This is a genomic window from Pseudomonas putida (genome assembly GCF_002025705.1).
Lineage (GTDB): Bacteria > Pseudomonadota > Gammaproteobacteria > Pseudomonadales > Pseudomonadaceae > Aquipseudomonas > Aquipseudomonas putida_J.
Genome location: NZ_CP018846.1, coordinates 5,190,966 through 5,206,973, shown reverse-complemented (window position 1 = coordinate 5,206,973; position 16,008 = coordinate 5,190,966). Strand labels below are relative to the sequence as shown.

Annotated in this window: 15 protein-coding genes; 12 read left to right on the top strand and 3 right to left on the bottom strand. The window is 61.5% G+C overall.

Going from position 1 to position 16,008, the window contains the following annotated elements; translation table 11 throughout:
• The first annotated feature begins 143 nt into the window (after positions 1-143).
• The 6 genes from rpsF (at position 144) to BUQ73_RS23640 (ending at position 6,232) form a co-directional block, all read left to right on the top strand.
• Positions 144-569: a 30S ribosomal protein S6 gene (gene rpsF / locus BUQ73_RS23665; protein WP_013974420.1), complete on the top strand. Its 426-nt coding sequence runs from the start codon at positions 144-146 to the stop codon at positions 567-569.
• Between the two features lie 28 nt (positions 570-597).
• Positions 598-828, top strand: coding sequence for a 30S ribosomal protein S18 (gene rpsR / locus BUQ73_RS23660; RefSeq protein WP_003249563.1), 231 nt, complete (start codon positions 598-600; stop codon positions 826-828).
• Between the two features lie 33 nt (positions 829-861).
• Positions 862-1,725 (top strand): hypothetical protein, encoded by an 864-nt coding sequence (locus tag BUQ73_RS23655; RefSeq protein ID WP_079229906.1) that lies wholly within the window; start codon positions 862-864, stop codon positions 1,723-1,725.
• 20 nt (positions 1,726-1,745) lie between these two features.
• Positions 1,746-2,192: a 50S ribosomal protein L9 gene (rplI, locus tag BUQ73_RS23650; protein WP_012316464.1), complete on the top strand. Its 447-nt coding sequence runs from the start codon at positions 1,746-1,748 to the stop codon at positions 2,190-2,192.
• A 111-nt stretch (positions 2,193-2,303) separates the two neighbouring features.
• Positions 2,304-3,701, top strand: coding sequence for a replicative DNA helicase (gene dnaB / locus BUQ73_RS23645; RefSeq protein ID WP_079230614.1), 1,398 nt, complete (start codon positions 2,304-2,306; stop codon positions 3,699-3,701).
• 227 nt (positions 3,702-3,928) lie between these two features.
• The gene (locus tag BUQ73_RS23640; RefSeq protein WP_079229905.1) at positions 3,929-6,232 is read left to right on the top strand and encodes a YgiQ family radical SAM protein; all 2,304 of its coding nucleotides are present in this window, start codon (positions 3,929-3,931) and stop codon (positions 6,230-6,232) included.
• Between the two features lie 130 nt (positions 6,233-6,362).
• On the opposite strand, the gene BUQ73_RS23635 is transcribed toward BUQ73_RS23640, so the two are convergent.
• Positions 6,363-6,950 carry a TIGR00730 family Rossman fold protein gene (locus tag BUQ73_RS23635; protein ID WP_079229904.1) on the bottom strand — a complete coding sequence of 196 codons (588 nt, stop codon included), beginning with the start codon at positions 6,948-6,950 and terminating at the stop codon, positions 6,363-6,365.
• A 348-nt stretch (positions 6,951-7,298) separates the two neighbouring features.
• Between BUQ73_RS23635 and azu the strand changes: the two genes are divergently transcribed.
• Complete coding sequence (gene azu / locus BUQ73_RS23630; RefSeq protein ID WP_079229903.1) at positions 7,299-7,745, top strand: azurin; 447 nt, start codon at positions 7,299-7,301, stop codon at positions 7,743-7,745.
• Positions 7,746-7,788: 43 nt separating this feature from the next.
• Here the strand turns inward: azu and nadE are convergent, their stop codons facing one another.
• Together nadE and pncB are read right to left on the bottom strand one after the other, a co-directional pair.
• Positions 7,789-8,616, bottom strand: a complete 828-nt coding sequence (gene nadE, locus BUQ73_RS23625; RefSeq protein ID WP_079229902.1) for an ammonia-dependent NAD(+) synthetase — start codon at positions 8,614-8,616, stop codon at positions 7,789-7,791.
• Positions 8,617-8,619: 3 nt separating this feature from the next.
• On the bottom strand, positions 8,620-9,825 hold the full coding sequence (gene pncB, locus BUQ73_RS23620; RefSeq protein WP_027920764.1) for a nicotinate phosphoribosyltransferase: 1,206 nt from the start codon (positions 9,823-9,825) through the stop codon (positions 8,620-8,622).
• Positions 9,826-10,293: 468 nt separating this feature from the next.
• Between pncB and BUQ73_RS23610 the strand changes: the two genes are divergently transcribed.
• The 5 genes from BUQ73_RS23610 to BUQ73_RS23590 all read left to right on the top strand — a co-directional run bounded on the left by BUQ73_RS23610 (position 10,294) and on the right by BUQ73_RS23590 (position 15,388).
• The gene (locus tag BUQ73_RS23610; protein WP_079229900.1) at positions 10,294-11,430 is read left to right on the top strand and encodes an ABC transporter substrate-binding protein; all 1,137 of its coding nucleotides are present in this window, start codon (positions 10,294-10,296) and stop codon (positions 11,428-11,430) included.
• 154 nt (positions 11,431-11,584) lie between these two features.
• A complete protein-coding gene (locus BUQ73_RS23605; protein ID WP_054887845.1) occupies positions 11,585-12,499 on the top strand; it encodes an ABC transporter permease subunit in 915 nt (304 codons plus the stop codon).
• A gap of 2 nt (positions 12,500-12,501) precedes the next feature.
• Positions 12,502-13,803: a high-affinity branched-chain amino acid ABC transporter permease LivM gene (livM, locus tag BUQ73_RS23600; protein WP_079229899.1), complete on the top strand. Its 1,302-nt coding sequence runs from the start codon at positions 12,502-12,504 to the stop codon at positions 13,801-13,803.
• The gene (locus BUQ73_RS23595) at positions 13,800-14,675 is read left to right on the top strand and encodes an ATP-binding cassette domain-containing protein (protein WP_027920768.1); all 876 of its coding nucleotides are present in this window, start codon (positions 13,800-13,802) and stop codon (positions 14,673-14,675) included. Before livM ends, BUQ73_RS23595 begins: the two co-directional genes overlap by 4 nt.
• Positions 14,672-15,388, top strand: a complete 717-nt coding sequence (locus tag BUQ73_RS23590) for an ABC transporter ATP-binding protein (protein ID WP_079229898.1) — start codon at positions 14,672-14,674, stop codon at positions 15,386-15,388. The genes BUQ73_RS23595 and BUQ73_RS23590 overlap by 4 nt, the downstream gene beginning before the upstream one ends.
• The last annotated feature ends 620 nt before the right edge of the window (positions 15,389-16,008 follow it).

Genomic DNA, 16,008 nt, shown 5'->3' with positions numbered 1-16,008 from the left:
GTGCGTCCCGCCTTCTCTACAATTGCGCCCCTTGCCGAGCTGGCAGGCGCTCATGTGCCTCCCCTCCGTGCAAGACATACAGTGTCATTCACTCCTTGTCTGACCAGATTCCCTGGCAGACTACTAACCCGTAAGGAGCATTCATGCGTCATTACGAAATCATCTTCCTGGTTCACCCGGACCAGAGCGAGCAAGTCGGCGGCATGGTTGAGCGTTACACCAAGCTGATCGAAGAAGATGGCGGCAAAATCCACCGCCTGGAAGACTGGGGCCGTCGTCAACTGGCCTACGCAATCAACAATGTTCACAAGGCTCACTACGTGATGCTGAACGTTGAGTGCACCGGCAAGGCCCTGGCCGAGCTGGAAGACAACTTCCGCTACAACGATGCCGTTATCCGTAACCTCGTCATCCGTCGCGACGAAGCCGTAACCGGCCAGTCCGAGATGCTGAAGGCTGAAGAAAACCGCAGCGAGCGCCGTGAGCGTCGTGAGCGTCCTGAGCATGCTGAATCCGCCGATGGCGACGACAGCAATGACAGCGACTCCAGCGATAACGCTGACGAGTAATCCACGGACCTTTAGAGGAGCCTATTAAATGGCACGTTTCTTCCGTCGTCGTAAATTCTGCCGCTTCACTGCTGAAGACGTGAAAGAGATCGACTTCAAAGATCTCAACACCCTGAAAGCTTACGTATCCGAAACCGGCAAGATCGTTCCAAGCCGTATCACCGGTACCAAAGCTCGTTATCAGCGTCAGCTGGCTACCGCTATCAAGCGCGCCCGCTTCCTGGCCCTGCTGCCCTACACCGACAGCCACGGCCGCTGAGACCGGGTCGTCGACAAGCAGTAAGGGATTAGCATGCGAGCGTTAGCAAGTTTCATCATGCGCGGTCGTGTGCAGGCCACCCTGGTGGTGGTCATCAGCGCGGTACTGCCGCTGCTGTTCTGGTTGAGTGCCGCTGCCGGCAGCCTTGTGCTGCTGCGGCGTGGGTTCAAGGATGCTTCAACGGTCATCGCCGGCGGCCTGCTGGCCGGGCTGGCCGTGTGGTTCATGGGCGATCCGATCACCTTCCTGGTGATTGCCGGTGCCCTGGGCCTGGCTGCGCTGTTGCGCGCCGAGCATCCCTGGAGCCGTGTGCTGGTCGCCAGTGCCGTGTTAGCCGTGGTTTTCAGCCTCGTGCTCGACATGGCCCTGGCGCAGACCTTCGATGTGCTGGTCAAGGCGTTTGCCGAAGCCATGCCGAAGATCGAAGGGGAGCCGGTGCTCTCCGGTGAGCTGATCCGCCCTGTGCTGGTCGCTTCCACAGCAGTGACGGTGCAATTGTTCAGCGTGTTGGCCTTGGTGCTGGCGCGTTATTGGCAGGCAGCGTTGTACAACCCTGGAGGCTTCGGCCGCGAGTTTCGCGAGCTGAAGTTGCCGAAACAGACCATGGCGGTCTTGGTGGCAGTGATGGTGGTGGCTCCGTTTATCGGGTCGCAGTTCATCATCCTGGCATCGGCGTCGAGCCTGGTTCTGGTGCTGGCCGGCATCGCCTTGATGCACGGGCTGGTGGCACAGGGGCGACTGGCCGGGTTCTGGCTGGTGGGCATGTACGTGACGTTGCCGCTGATCATGCAGCTGATCTACCCGTTGCTGATGGTCCTGGCCATTGTCGACAGCCTGATTGATTTTCGCGGTCGCAAGTCCCCTCCGGGGAAAGACTCCGCGAACGGTGAAGGTTAAAAGTTAAGAGGTTTTACCAAATGGAACTGATCCTGCTGGAAAAAGTCGCTAACCTGGGCAACCTGGGCGACAAAGTTAAAGTTAAGGCTGGTTACGGCCGTAACTTCCTGCTGCCATTCGGCAAGGCCACCGTTGCCAACGCCGCCAACCTGGCTGCGTTCGAAGAGCGTCGCGCCGAGCTGGAAAAAGCAGCTGCTGACCGTAAATCGTCGGCTGAAAGCCGCGCTGCCCAACTGGCCGAGCTGGAAGTGACCATCACTGCCACCGCTGGCGACGAAGGCAAGCTGTTCGGTTCGATCGGCACCCACGACATCGCTGACGCCCTGACCGCCTCCGGCGTTGAAGTGGCCAAGGCTGAAGTTCGTCTGCCGAACGGCACCATCCGTCAGGTTGGCGAATACGACGTAGCCGTGCACCTGCACAGCGACGTTGAAGCCACCGTACGTGTGGTCGTCGTAGCTGCCTAAGCTGCGCTGACTGGTGGTCCCTAACGGGATAGCCGGTTAACATCGGGCACGGTCCTGTTCATTCAGGCCGTGCCCTTTGTCTTTTTCATCCTCCAGAATTCTTTCGTGGCCATGAACGAGATCACCAACTCCGAACAGCTCGACCTGCAAACCGCTGCCCTGAAGGTGCCGCCGCATTCCATCGAGGCCGAACAGGCCGTGCTCGGTGGCCTGATGCTGGACAACAACGCCTGGGAGCGGGTGCTGGACCAGGTGTCGGATGGCGATTTCTACCGGCATGACCACCGCCTGATCTTCCGTGCCGTGCACAAGTTGGCTGACGCCAACCAGCCATTCGACGTGGTGACCCTGCACGAGCAGCTCGACAAGGAAGGCCTGTCGTCCCAGATCGGCGGCCTGGCGTACCTGGCCGAACTGGCCAAGAACACCCCGTCGGTAGCCAACATCAAGGCTTACGCCGCGATCATTCGCGAGCGGGCTACGCTGCGCCAGCTGATCAGCATCAGTACCGACATCGCTGACAACGCCTTCAACCCGCAAGGGCGCAACGCCGAAGAAATCCTCGATGATGCCGAGCGGCAGATCTTCCAGATCGCCGAGGCGCGGCCGAAAACCGGCGGCCCGGTGGGTGTCAACGAGCTGTTGACCATGGCCATCGACCGCATCGACACGCTGTTCAACTCCGACAGCGACATCACGGGTATCTCGACCGGTTATACCGACCTCGACGAGAAGACCAGCGGCCTGCAGGCTGCGGACCTGATCATCGTCGCCGGCCGTCCGTCGATGGGTAAGACCACCTTCGCCATGAACCTGGTGGAAAACGCCGTACTGCGCAGCGAAAAGGCCGTGCTGGTGTTCTCCCTCGAGATGCCAGGTGAATCGCTGATCATGCGTATGCTTTCGTCGCTGGGCCGTATCGACCAGACCAAGGTGCGTTCTGGCCAGCTGGATGACGACGACTGGCCGCGGCTGACCTCGGCGGTGAACCTGCTCAACGATCGTAAGCTGTTCATCGACGATACCGCCGGCATCAGCCCGTCGGAAATGCGTGCGCGCACCCGCCGCCTGGCCCGTGAGCACGGTGAAATCGGCATGATCATGGTCGACTACCTGCAGTTGATGCAGATCCCGGGTTCGGCTGGTGACAACCGGACCAACGAGATTTCCGAGATCTCCCGTTCCCTCAAGGCCTTGGCCAAGGAATTCAACTGCCCAGTGATCGCGCTGTCGCAGCTGAACCGCTCCCTGGAGCAGCGGCCAAACAAACGCCCGGTGAACTCCGACTTGCGTGAATCCGGTGCAATCGAGCAGGACGCCGACGTCATCATGTTCGTTTACCGCGACGAGGTGTACCACCCCGAGACCGAGCACAAGGGTGTGGCGGAAATCATCATCGGCAAGCAGCGTAACGGCCCCATCGGCTTTGTGCGCCTGGCGTTCATCGGCAAGTACACCCGCTTCGAGAACCTCGCCCCGGGCATGTACAACTTCGACGACGACGAATAAGCCCTGAGCCGCAATGGGTTCCCTGTGGGAGCGGCGGTTCGCCGCTGCGATTTACCCGCGAATGCGATGTCAGCCTCGCTGCCGCATTCGCGGGTAAACCTGCTCCCACAGGTGGGCCGTGTGCTCTTGCGATCCTAAAGAATCCGACAGCTATCGTCGGATTTGGTCAAAATTTGTGCTATATTCCGCGCCCGCGATTTCCCTGCACACCAGAACCGGTCACTGACATGCAAGCAGCCAAACCACTCTACGACTATCCCAAGTACTGGGCCGAATGCTTCGGGCCAGCACCTTTCCTGCCAATGAGCAGGGAGGAGATGGATCTGCTCGGCTGGGATTCCTGCGACATCATCATCGTGACCGGTGATGCCTACGTCGACCACCCGTCGTTCGGCATGGCCATCATCGGCCGCCTGCTGGAAGCCCAGGGTTTCCGCGTGGGCATCATCGCCCAGCCGAACTGGCAGTCCAAAGACGACTTCATGAAGCTCGGTGAGCCGAACCTGTTCTTCGGCGTGGCCGCCGGCAACATGGACTCGATGATCAACCGCTACACCGCGGACAAGAAGATCCGTTCCGACGACGCCTACACCCCTGGTGGCCTGGCAGGTAGCCGCCCGGACCGCGCCAGCCTGGTTTACAGCCAGCGCTGCAAGGAAGCCTATAAACATGTGCCGATCGTGCTCGGCGGCATCGAGGCTTCACTGCGCCGCATTGCCCACTACGACTACTGGCAGGACAAGGTTCGCCACTCGATCCTGATCGACGCCAGCGCCGACATCCTGCTGTTCGGCAACGCCGAGCGCGCGGTGGTCGAAGTGGCCCAGCGCCTGTCCAATGGCGAGAAGATCGAAACCATCACCGACGTGCGCGGCACCGCATTCGTGCGCCGTGACACGCCGCAAGGCTGGTACGAGATCGACTCTACCCGTATCGACCGCCCGGGCCGCGTCGACAAGATCATCAACCCGTACGTGAACACCCAGGACACCCAGGCCTGTGCCATCGAGCAGGCCAAGGGCGACCAGGAAGACCCGAACGAAGCCAAGGTGGTGCAGATTCTCGACAGCCCGAGCGTGACCCGGGAAAAGTCGGTGATCCGCCTGCCGTCGTTCGAGAAAGTGCGTAACGACCCGGTGCTCTACGCTCACGCCAACCGCGTGCTGCACCTGGAGACCAACCCCGGCAACGCCCGCGCCCTGGTGCAGAAGCATGGCGAAGTGGATGTGTGGTTCAACCCGCCACCCATTCCCATGAGCACCGAGGAAATGGACTACGTGTTCGGCATGCCCTACGCCCGTGTGCCGCACCCGGCCTATGGCAAGGAACGCATCCCGGCCTACGAGATGATCCGTTTCTCGGTCAACATCATGCGTGGCTGCTTCGGTGGCTGCACCTTCTGCTCGATCACCGAGCACGAAGGCCGCATCATCCAGAACCGCTCCCACGAGTCGATCCTGCACGAGATCGAGGAGATGCGTGACAAGGTGCCGGGCTTCACCGGCGTGGTCTCCGACCTTGGCGGCCCGACCGCCAACATGTACCGCATCGCCTGCAAGAGCCACGACATCGAGAAGCACTGCCGCAAGCCGTCGTGTGTGTTCCCGGGCATCTGCGAGAACCTCAATACCGACCACAGCTCGCTGATCGAGCTGTACCGCAAGGCCCGCGCCTTGCCGGGGGTTAAGAAGATCCTGATCGCCTCGGGCCTGCGCTACGACCTGGCTGTGGAATCGCCGGAGTACGTCAAGGAGCTGGTCACCCACCACGTTGGCGGCTACCTGAAGATTGCCCCGGAGCACACCGAGCGTGGCCCGCTGGACAAGATGATGAAGCCGGGCATCGGCACCTACGACCGCTTCAAGCGCATGTTCGAGAAGTTCTCGAAAGAGGCGGGCAAGGAGCAGTACCTGATCCCGTACTTCATCGCCGCGCACCCGGGCACCACCGATGAAGACATGATGAACCTGGCCTTGTGGCTCAAGGGTAACGGCTTCCGCGCTGACCAGGTGCAGGCGTTCTACCCGTCGCCGATGGCCTCGGCCACGGCCATGTACCACTCGGGCAAGAACCCGCTGCGCAAGGTCACGTACAAGAGCGAAGGGGTGGAGATCGTCAAGAGCGACGAGCAGCGCCGGCTGCACAAGGCGTTCCTGCGCTATCACGATCCGAAAGGCTGGCCGATGCTGCGTGAAGCCCTGCAGCGCATGGGCCGTGCCGACCTGATCGGGCCGGGCAAGCACCAGCTGATCCCGCTGCACCAGCCGCAGACCGACACCTACCAGAGCGCGCGCCGCAAGAACTCGACCCCGGCTGGCAGCCACAAAGTGGGCAAGGAGCAGAAGATCCTGACCCAGCACACCGGCCTGCCGCCACGTGGCAGCGATGGCAGCAAGCCGTGGGACAAGCGCGAGAAGGCCAAGGCCGAGGCGTTTGCCCGCAACCAGCAGGCGGCCAAGGAGCGCAAGGAAGCGGCCAAAGGTGGTGGCGGCAAGGGCAAGAAGCCGCGTCAGCCGGTCATCCCGCGTTAACTGATCCATTTTGGGGCTGCTGCGCAGCCCTTTCGCGACACAAGGCCGCTCCTACAGCGAAATGCATATCCCTTGTAGGAGCGGCCTTGTGTCGCGAAAGGACCGCAAAGCGGTCCCGGGATTTCAGCCGTCAATCAGGCTTCTGGTCGACCCACTTCGGCAGCACCGGCGACTCGAAGCGCTCCATTCCGTCCAGCAACTCATCCGCCTGCTGCGCCAGCAGCAACATGGCCCGATGCTGTGGCCGCACGAAGCCTTCTTCGACGATATGGTCGAGGAACCCGCCGAGTTTCTCGTAGAAGCCATTCACATCGAGCAGCCCCAGCGGCTTGGCGTGATAGCCCAGTTGCCCCCAGGTCCATACCTCGAACAACTCTTCCAGCGTACCCAGGCCGCCCGGCAGGGCGATGAACGCGTCGCTCAGCTCGGCCATGCGCGCCTTGCGCGCATGCATGCCGTCGACCACTTCCAGTCGGCTCAGGCCTTTGTGGCCGATTTCAGCATTCATCAGACTCTCGGGAATGATCCCGATCACTTCGCCGCCAGCAGCCATGGCCGCATCGGCGACAGTGCCCATCAGGCCGACTGCGCCACCGCCGTAGACCAGGGTCAGGCCGCGGCGGGCAATGGCTTGGCCAAGCGCAACGGCCGCTTCACGGTAGGCGGGGTTGGCGCCGATGCTGGCACCACAGAACACACAAACGGAACGTACAGACATCGTGCTTCTCCAGTCATATCGCTGACAGGGTAAAGCGAATTGTCTATCGTCTCCAATGCCGGCTTCACTCGGGGCGGGAGAATTCACAGCTGGCGCCCGTGGCCCCTTGGGCGTAGGCGGCGAGCAGGCTGTTCATGAAACTTGAAAGGGACATTGCGATTGCTCCTAAATGAGAGGTTGTCCCATCGTCTATTAAAAGGGCATGATGTGCCCTTAGATTGGTTGTATACAATCCATTGAACAATTCAACTGGCTGGCCACTTGACACCCCCTTGACCCATATCAGCAGGGGGCTGAACGGGTTCAGGCAGTCTCGCAATTGATAAAACCCTGCCAAGGAGATTCATGATGTTTGCGAAAGCTGTAGCGGTATCCCTGCTGACCCTCGCCAGCGCCTCTGTCTTCGCCGCCGAGTGCTCGGTGACTGTCGACTCCACCGACCAGATGTCCTTCAACACCAAGGACATCGTCGTCGACAAGAGCTGCAAGGAATTCACCGTCAACCTGACTCACTCCGGCAACCTGCCGAAGAACGTCATGGGGCACAACGTGGTCATCAGCAAGGAAGCTGACATGCAGCCGATCGCTACCGACGGTCTGGCCGCAGGGATTGAGAAGAACTACCTGAAGGACGGTGATGAGCGCATCATCGCTCATACCAAGATCATTGGCGCTGGCGAGACAGACAAGCTGACTTTCGATGTGTCCAAGCTGGCGGCTGATCAGAAGTACGGCTTCTTCTGCTCGTTCCCTGGCCACATCTCGATGATGAAAGGCACTGTCACGCTCAAGTAAGCATGCAGTGAAGACCGGGGCCGCATAGCGGCCCCGGTTGTTTTCACGGAGCGAACGGCAGTTCGCGCTTGTGCTGGGTCTTGCGGTAGGTGGCGACGATGATGTCGAACGCCTCCTGATCCACCGGCAGCCCATGCAGGAAGGCATCGATCTGCTGGTAGGTCACGCCATGGGAGGCCTCGTCCGGCTTGCCCGGCTCCAGGTCTTCAAGGTCTGCAGTCGGCACCTTCTCCACCAGCGACTCCGGCGCACCAAAGCTGCGCGCAATCGCCCGCACCTGGTTCTTCACCAGCCCGCTTAGCGGCGCCAGGTCGCAGGCACCATCGCCAAACTTGGTAAAGAAGCCCATCACCGCCTCGGCAGCGTGGTCGGTCCCGATCACCAGGCCCGCACGGGCACCGGCGATGGTGTACTGGGCAACCATGCGCGTGCGCGCCTTGACGTTGCCGACGACGAAGTCCACCAGGGTCGGCGAGCCATTCTTCAGTTCCACCACTTCAGCCGCCAATGCCCGCACTGCCGGGGCGATATCCACCGTGTGCACTTCATCGGCCTTGATCACCTCCAGGCAGGCCTGGGCATCGTGCTCGTCATGTTGCACCTGATACGGCAGGCGTACGGCGATGAAGGTGTAGGCCTTGTCGCCAGTTTCGGCGCGCAGCTCGCTGACGGCGCGCTGGGCGAGCAGGGCGGCGGTCAGCGAGTCGACGCCGCCGCTGATGCCCAGCACCAGGGTCTTGAGCCGGGCATTGGCCAGGCAGTCCTTGATGAACGCCACGCGCCGGGCGACTTCGGCCTGGAGCGCAGCGGCGTCGGCGAACGGCGGCTGTACCTTCAGCGCCTGGGCAATCTCTTGCTGAACCGCTTGCATGGGTTACTCCTTGCTGGGGACTTTGAATACGTGACGCATGTAGGCGACGAAGTTCTCGTCGCGGCACTGGGTCTTGGCGGCTTCGTCCGAGATCTTTGCCACCGGCGAGCCGTTGCAGTCGGTCATTTTAAGCACGATGTTCATCGGCGCCACACCCGGGATATCGCAGGTGAGGTTGGTGCCGATGCCGAAACTGACGTTGATGCGCCCGCGCAGGGCACGGAAGATTTCCAGCGAGCGGGTCAGGTTCAGGCCATCTGAGAACACCAGGGTCTTGGTCATCGGGTCGATACCCAGCTTCTGGTAATGGGCAATGGCCTTTTCCGCCCAGGCCACCGGCTCACCCGAGTCATGGCGCAGGCCGTCGAACAGCTTGGCGAAGTACAAGTCGAAATCGTTGAGGAAGGCATCCATGGTGATGCAGTCAGTCAGGGCGATGCCGAGCAGGCCGCGATACTCGCGGACCCAGCAGTCCAGTGCGGCGATCTGGCTGTCGATCAGGCGCGGGCCGAGCTGTTGATGGGCCATGATCCACTCGTGGGCCATGGTACCCAGCGGCTTGATATCCAGTTTCCATGCCAGGTCGACGTTGCTGGTGCCGACGAAGCGGCCTGGGAAGTCGTCGCGCAGCACCCGCACCACTTCCTCCTGCACGCGGCTGGAAAAGCGCCGGCGGGTGCCGAAATCGGCCACCTGCAGGTCGGCCAGTTCGTCATCGCTGGCGTGGGCGCGCAGCCAGTCGAACTTGCGATACAGCTGATCGCGGGCCTCGGCCAGGCGCATGCGTGGGTGCAGGTGGCGGTTGCGCACTTCGCTGATGATCGCCAGTAGCGGCACTTCGAAGAGGATCACGTGCAGCCATGGGCCTTTCAGGCGCAGGAACAGCTGGTCGTTCTCGATGCCGATGCGCACATAGCGCAGGTTGAAGCGGAACAGGCGCAGAAAGCGCAGGAAGTCGGGCTTGAGGAAGCTGATGCGTTCGAGGAAGGCCGGTTGGCCATCATCCAGGGTCAGGTCGCCAAGCAGGTCGAGCTGATGGCGGATCTCGCCAAGAAAGGGGCGCAGGTCCTCGCCGTTGCGGCAGCGGAATTCCCACTCGACGTCGGCGTCTGGGTAGTTGTGTAGCACGCCCTGCATCATGGTGAGCTTGTAGAAGTCGGTGTCGAGCAGGTTGTGCACGATGCGCTCGGCGAATGCGCTCTCGCTCATCAAAGGGGCTCCGGAAACGGCGAATGGTGAACATTGTGCCAGTCTTTTTGCCGTTGTTGTGTCTGGGCCGGCCTCTTCACGGCCGAGCCTGCAGCCCCAGAGGCCGCGTAATGGCCAAATCAGGTGTTTTTCCGTGCACCAGCTAGCCTTGAAACAGTGCCGCCTGTAGCAGTCGCGCACCAGCGGTGTGCACTTCGGTGACGTCCACTGTTACAGGGCGGTTGCACGTAAACACTTGCCAGGGTTGCAATGATGGCACTCGACGGTTGCTCCTTGTCTGTACGTGTGGTGGCGCCTGCCGCGTGGCAGACGGTTGCACGCTCAATAAAGAAAAGGCCGTCGGTCGCCTGGTGGCGACCTTCACAGTGTGTTTTCCCGGAAGACAAAACCGATGGCACGGCCCTTGCTCTGAGCACAGGGCTGAGAAGTTGTAGTGCCAACCAAAAAAAACTCTAGGAGCACCACCTCATGTCGCAGACGTTTTACAAGAAAGGTTTCCTGGCTCTGGCCGTAGCTACGGCACTGGGTGTTTCTTCGTATGTTCAGGCCGACGTCAAGATCGGCGTCGCGGGCCCCATGACCGGGGCTAACGCAGCGTTTGGCGAGCAGTACATGAAAGGTGCGCAGGCAGCGGCCGACAAGATCAACGCCGCCGGTGGCGTGAATGGCGAGAAGATCGTCCTGGTGAAAGGCGACGATGCCTGCGAGCCGAAACAGGCCGTGGCCGTGGCCAACCGCCTGGTAGACCAGGACAAGGTGATCGGCGTGGTCGGTCACTTCTGCTCCTCCAACACCATCCCCGCTTCCGAGGTCTATGACGAAGCCGGTGTGATCGCCATTACCCCGGGCTCTACCAACCCGCAGGTCACCGAGCGTGGCCTTTCCGCCATGTTCCGCATGTGCGGCCGTGACGACCAGCAAGGCATCGTTGCCGGCAACTACATCGTCGACGTGCTCAAGGGCAAGAAGGTCGCGGTGCTGCACGACAAGGACACCTACGGCCAAGGCCTGGCCGATGCCACCAAGGCGCAGCTGGAGAAGCGTGGCGTCAAGCCGGTGCTGTACGAAGGCCTGACCCGTGGCGAGAAGGACTTCAGCGCCGTGGTTACCAAGATCCGTGCCGCTGGAGCTGACGTGGTCTACTTCGGTGGCTTGCACCCAGAAGCCGGCCCGCTGGTGCGCCAGCTTCGCGAGCAGGGCCTGAAGGACGTCAAGTTCATGTCCGATGACGGCATCGTCACCGACGAACTGGTGTCCACCGCCGGCGGCGCGCAGTACGTCGATGGCGTGTACATGACCTTCGGCGCCGACCCGCGCCTGCTGCCGGAAAGCAAGGCAGTGGTCGAGGAGTTCCGCAAGGCTGGTACCGAGCCGGAAGGCTACACCCTGTATGCCTACGCCTCGGTTCAGGCCCTGGCCGCCGGCTTCAACGGCGCCAAGTCGAACAAGGGCGAAGACGCCGCCAAGTGGCTCAAGGCCAACCCGGTCGAAACCGTCATGGGCAAGAAGGAGTGGGACAGCAAGGGCGACCTGAAAGTCTCCGACTACGTGGTCTACCAGTGGGACAAGGACGGCAAGTACCACCAGCTGGAAAAACAAAAATAATAACGGCACCTGGCCCGGACGCCCGTCCGGGCCATTGCCCCTGCGGTACCTGTCCTTATTCGGAGACGTGCACGGTTCTGCATTGCTAGGGCCGCTTCATCCGTGGCTTGTCGTAGTCAGCGCTCGTGCAGTCTCGCTCAGGTGAGATTGCGTTATGGATGGTATTTTCCTGCAGCAACTGGTCAACGGCCTGACCCTCGGGTCGGTCTATGGCCTGATCGCCATCGGCTACACAATGGTCTATGGCATCATCGGCATGATCAACTTCGCGCACGGCGAGGTGTACATGATCTCCGCTTACCTCGCGGCGATCAGCCTGGCATTGCTGGCTTACTTCGGTATCGAGTCGTTCCCCCTGCTGATGCTGGGCACGCTGTTGTTCACCATCGTCGTCACGGGTGTGTATGGCTTCACCATCGAGCGCATCGCCTACAAACCCCTGCGTAACTCCACCCGCCTGGCACCGCTGATCAGTGCCATCGGCATTTCGCTGATCTTGCAGAACTACGCACAGATCAGCCAGGGCGCCCGCCAGCAAGGCGTGCCAACCCTGCTCGAAGGCGCCATGCGCATCGAAGTCGGCACCGGCTTCGTGCAACTGACCTACACCAAGATCTTCATCCTGGTGGCGGCGTTCGTCGGCATGGGCCTGCTCACCTACGTGATCAAGTACACCAAGCTCGGCCGCATGTGCCGCGCCACTCAGCAAGACCGCAAGATGGCCTCGATCCTCGGGATCAACACCGACCGGGTGATTTCCTACGTGTTCGTCATCGGTGCGGTGATGGCCGCCCTGGCCGGCGTGCTGATCACCCTGAACTACGGCACTTTCGACTTCTACGCCGGCTTCATCATCGGTATCAAGGCGTTCACTGCCGCGGTACTGGGCGGCATCGGCTCGCTGCCCGGGGCCATGCTCGGCGGGATCATCCTGGGTATTTCCGAGTCGCTGTTCTCTGGCCTGATCAACTCCGACTACAAGGACGTGTTCAGCTTCTCGCTGCTGGTGATGATCCTTATCTTCCGCCCACAAGGCCTGCTGGGTCGCCCGCTCGTGGCTAAGGTGTGAACATGTCGATTGCCAAAATTGCCTCTGCCTCTGAAACCAAAGGTTTCGATATCAAACGCAGCCTGCTCGAGACCATCGTCGCCGGCCTGCTGGCGCTCATCGTCTTTGGCCCGATCGTCGGCGTGGTGCTCGACGGCTACACCTTCAACGCCGAACCGCGCCGGGTGGCGTGGCTGGTCGGCGGGGTGATGCTCGGGCGCTTCCTGCTCAGCCTGTACGTGCAGACCGGCCCCGGGCGGCGCATGCTCGAAGGCTTCGACAGCGGCGGTTCGGGGGTGCACGTCAATGCCCCGAACTACAAGTCGCGGCTGCGCTACATCATTCCGGCGCTGATCGTGATCGCCATCGTGTTCCCGGTGTTCGCCAACAAGTACCTGCTGACCGTGGTCATCCTCGGCTTGATTTACGTGCTGCTGGGCCTGGGCCTGAACATCGTGGTCGGCCTGGCCGGGCTGCTCGACCTGGGTTACGTGGCGTTCTACGCCATCGGTGCCTACGGCCTGGCACTGGGTTACCAGTACCTCGGCCTGGGCTTCTGGAGCGTGCTGCCGCTGGCGGCCATTGCCGCCGCGCTGGCGGGGTGCATACTCGGCTTCCCGGTGTTGCGGATGCACGGTGACTACCTGGCGATCGTGACCCTGGGCTTCGGCGAAATCATCCGCCTGGTGCTGAACAACTGGCTGTCCTTCACCGGCGGCCCGAACGGCATGCCGGCGCCGTCGCCGACCTTCTTTGGCCTGGAGTTCGGCCGCAGGGCCAAGGACGGCGGGGTGCCGATCCACGAGTTCCTCGGCATCGACTACAACGCCAACCTCAAGTTCGTGTTCATCTACGCCGTGCTGTTCATGGTCGTGCTGGCGGTGCTGTACATCAAGCACCGGCTCACCCGCATGCCTGTAGGCCGGGCCTGGGAAGCACTGCGCGAAGACGAGATCGCCTGCCGCTCGATGGGCCTGAACCACGTGCTGGTCAAACTCTCGGCCTTCACCCTGGGTGCTTCCACCGCGGGCCTGGCAGGGGTGTTCTTCGCCACCTACCAGGGCTTCGTCAACCCGTCGTCGTTCACCTTCTTCGAGTCTGCGCTGATCCTCGCCATCGTCGTGCTCGGCGGCATGGGCTCGACCGTCGGCGTGGTGATCGCGGCGTTCGTGCTGACCGTGGCGCCGGAGCTGCTGCGCAGCTTCTCGGAGTACCGCGTGCTGCTGTTCGGCGTGCTGATGGTGCTGATGATGATCTGGCGACCGCGTGGGCTGATCCGCATCAGCCGTACCGGTGTGACCCCGCGTAAAGGAGTGGCGCCATGAGCGACGAAATCATTCTCTCGGTCGACAACCTGATGATGCAGTTCGGCGGCATCAAGGCGCTCAGCGACGTCAGCCTGAAGGTCAAACGCAACCAGATCTTCGCCCTGATCGGTCCCAACGGTGCCGGCAAGACCACCGTGTTCAACTGCCTGACCGGCTTCTACAAGGCCAGCGGCGGGCGCATCGAGCTGAACGTGCGCGGCAGCCACACCAATGTCATCCAGCTGCTCGGCGAGCGCTTCCAGGCGACGGATTTCGTGTCCCCGGCGCGCTTTGCCAACCGCCTGTACTACAAGATGTTCGGCGGCACCCACCTGGTCAACCGCGCAGGCCTGGCGCGAACCTTCCAGAACATTCGCCTGTTCAAGGAAATGTCGGTGGTGGAAAACCTGCTGGTGGCTCAGCACATGTGGGTCAACCGCAACCTGCTGGCCGGGGTGCTCAACACCAAGGCCTACCGCAAGGCCGAGAGCGATGCCCTGGACCACGCGTTCTACTGGCTGGAGGTGGTCGACCTGGTCGACTGCGCCAACCGCCTGGCCGGTGAGCTGTCGTATGGCCAGCAGCGCCGCCTGGAAATCGCCCGGGCCATGTGCACCCGGCCGAAGATCATCTGCCTGGACGAACCGGCTGCCGGCCTCAACCCGCAGGAAACCGAAGCCCTGAGCGGCATGATCCGCGTGCTGCGCGACGAGCACGACATCACCGTGGTGCTGATCGAACACGACATGGGCATGGTCATGAGCATTTCCGACCACATTGTCGTGCTTGACCACGGCAACGTGATCGCCGAAGGCGCGCCGCAGGAAATCCGCCACAACCCGACGGTGATCGCCGCCTACCTGGGTGCCGACGAAGAGGAACTGGTATGAGTGCACCCATTCTCGAACTGAAGGACCTGGATGTGTTCTACGGGCCGATCCAGGCGCTGAAAAAGGTTTCGATGCACATCAACGAGGGTGAGACGGTGAGCCTGATCGGTGCCAACGGCGCCGGCAAGTCGACCCTGCTGATGTCGATCTTCGGCCAGCCGCGGGCGGCGTCGGGGCATATCGTCTACCGTGGCACCGACATCACCCGCAAATCGTCGCACTACATCGCCTCCAACGGCATCGCCCAGTCGCCGGAAGGGCGCCGGGTGTTCCCCGACATGACCGTCGAGGAGAACCTGATGATGGGGACTATCCCCATCGGCGACAAATACGCCGCTGAAGACATGCAGCGCATGTTCGAACTGTTCCCGCGTTTGAAGGAGCGCCGCAACCAGCGGGCCATGACCATGTCCGGTGGCGAGCAGCAGATGCTGGCCATTGCCCGTGCGCTGATGAGCCGGCCGAAGTTGTTGCTGCTGGACGAGCCATCGCTGGGGCTGGCGCCGATCGTGGTCAAGCAGATCTTTGCGACCCTGCGTGAACTGGCCAAGACCGGCATGACCATCTTCCTGGTGGAGCAAAATGCCAACCATGCACTGAAGTTGTCGGACCGGGCGTATGTGATGGTCAACGGGCAGATCCGCATGAGCGGGACGGGGCAGGAGTTGTTGGTCAACGAAGAGGTGAGGAACGCGTACTTGGGCGGGCACTGAGTCGATTCTGGGGCCGCTTTGCGGCCTCGCGGCACAAGGCCGCTCCTACAGAATTGCGCGATCCCCTGTAGGGGCGGCCTTGCCGGGGCGCCGGAGCAGTCGGAAAGGGCTGCAAAGCTACCCCGTTCACGATGTGGACAACTTGTCGCGTATCTTTCTCGAGCCACTCTACGATCCCCTCGCAAGCCCTTGTTTCCACAGGCTGAATCTTTTCCACCATTAATGTGGAACCGCCTGTGGAAAACATGGTGGCACCTCGCTCCATCCCTTTATTTCCAAGGCCTGCAAGGGTCTGGTCATAATTTGATCAGTTGCCCTTTGTGGATGATTCCACAGGCATTTTCTGCGCAGGCCACGCCTCGCCGAAAGTGCATCAATACCTGTGGATAAATCTGTGGGAAAGCCTTGGACAGACCGCTGTAGCCAGCATGCTTGAAAGCGTTGCGCCATCACCGCGAAGATATCCACCGACCGCAACTCGCTGAAAGGGTTCCGCGCAGTGGACAAGTTGCCCCCAATCTGTGGGGAAAGCCTTGTGGATAACATGCGCATAGATGGCGCCGAGCCCTCTGCCGCAAGGGTTTGGCGCATATGAACAAAAAATGAACAGCGACCTGAAC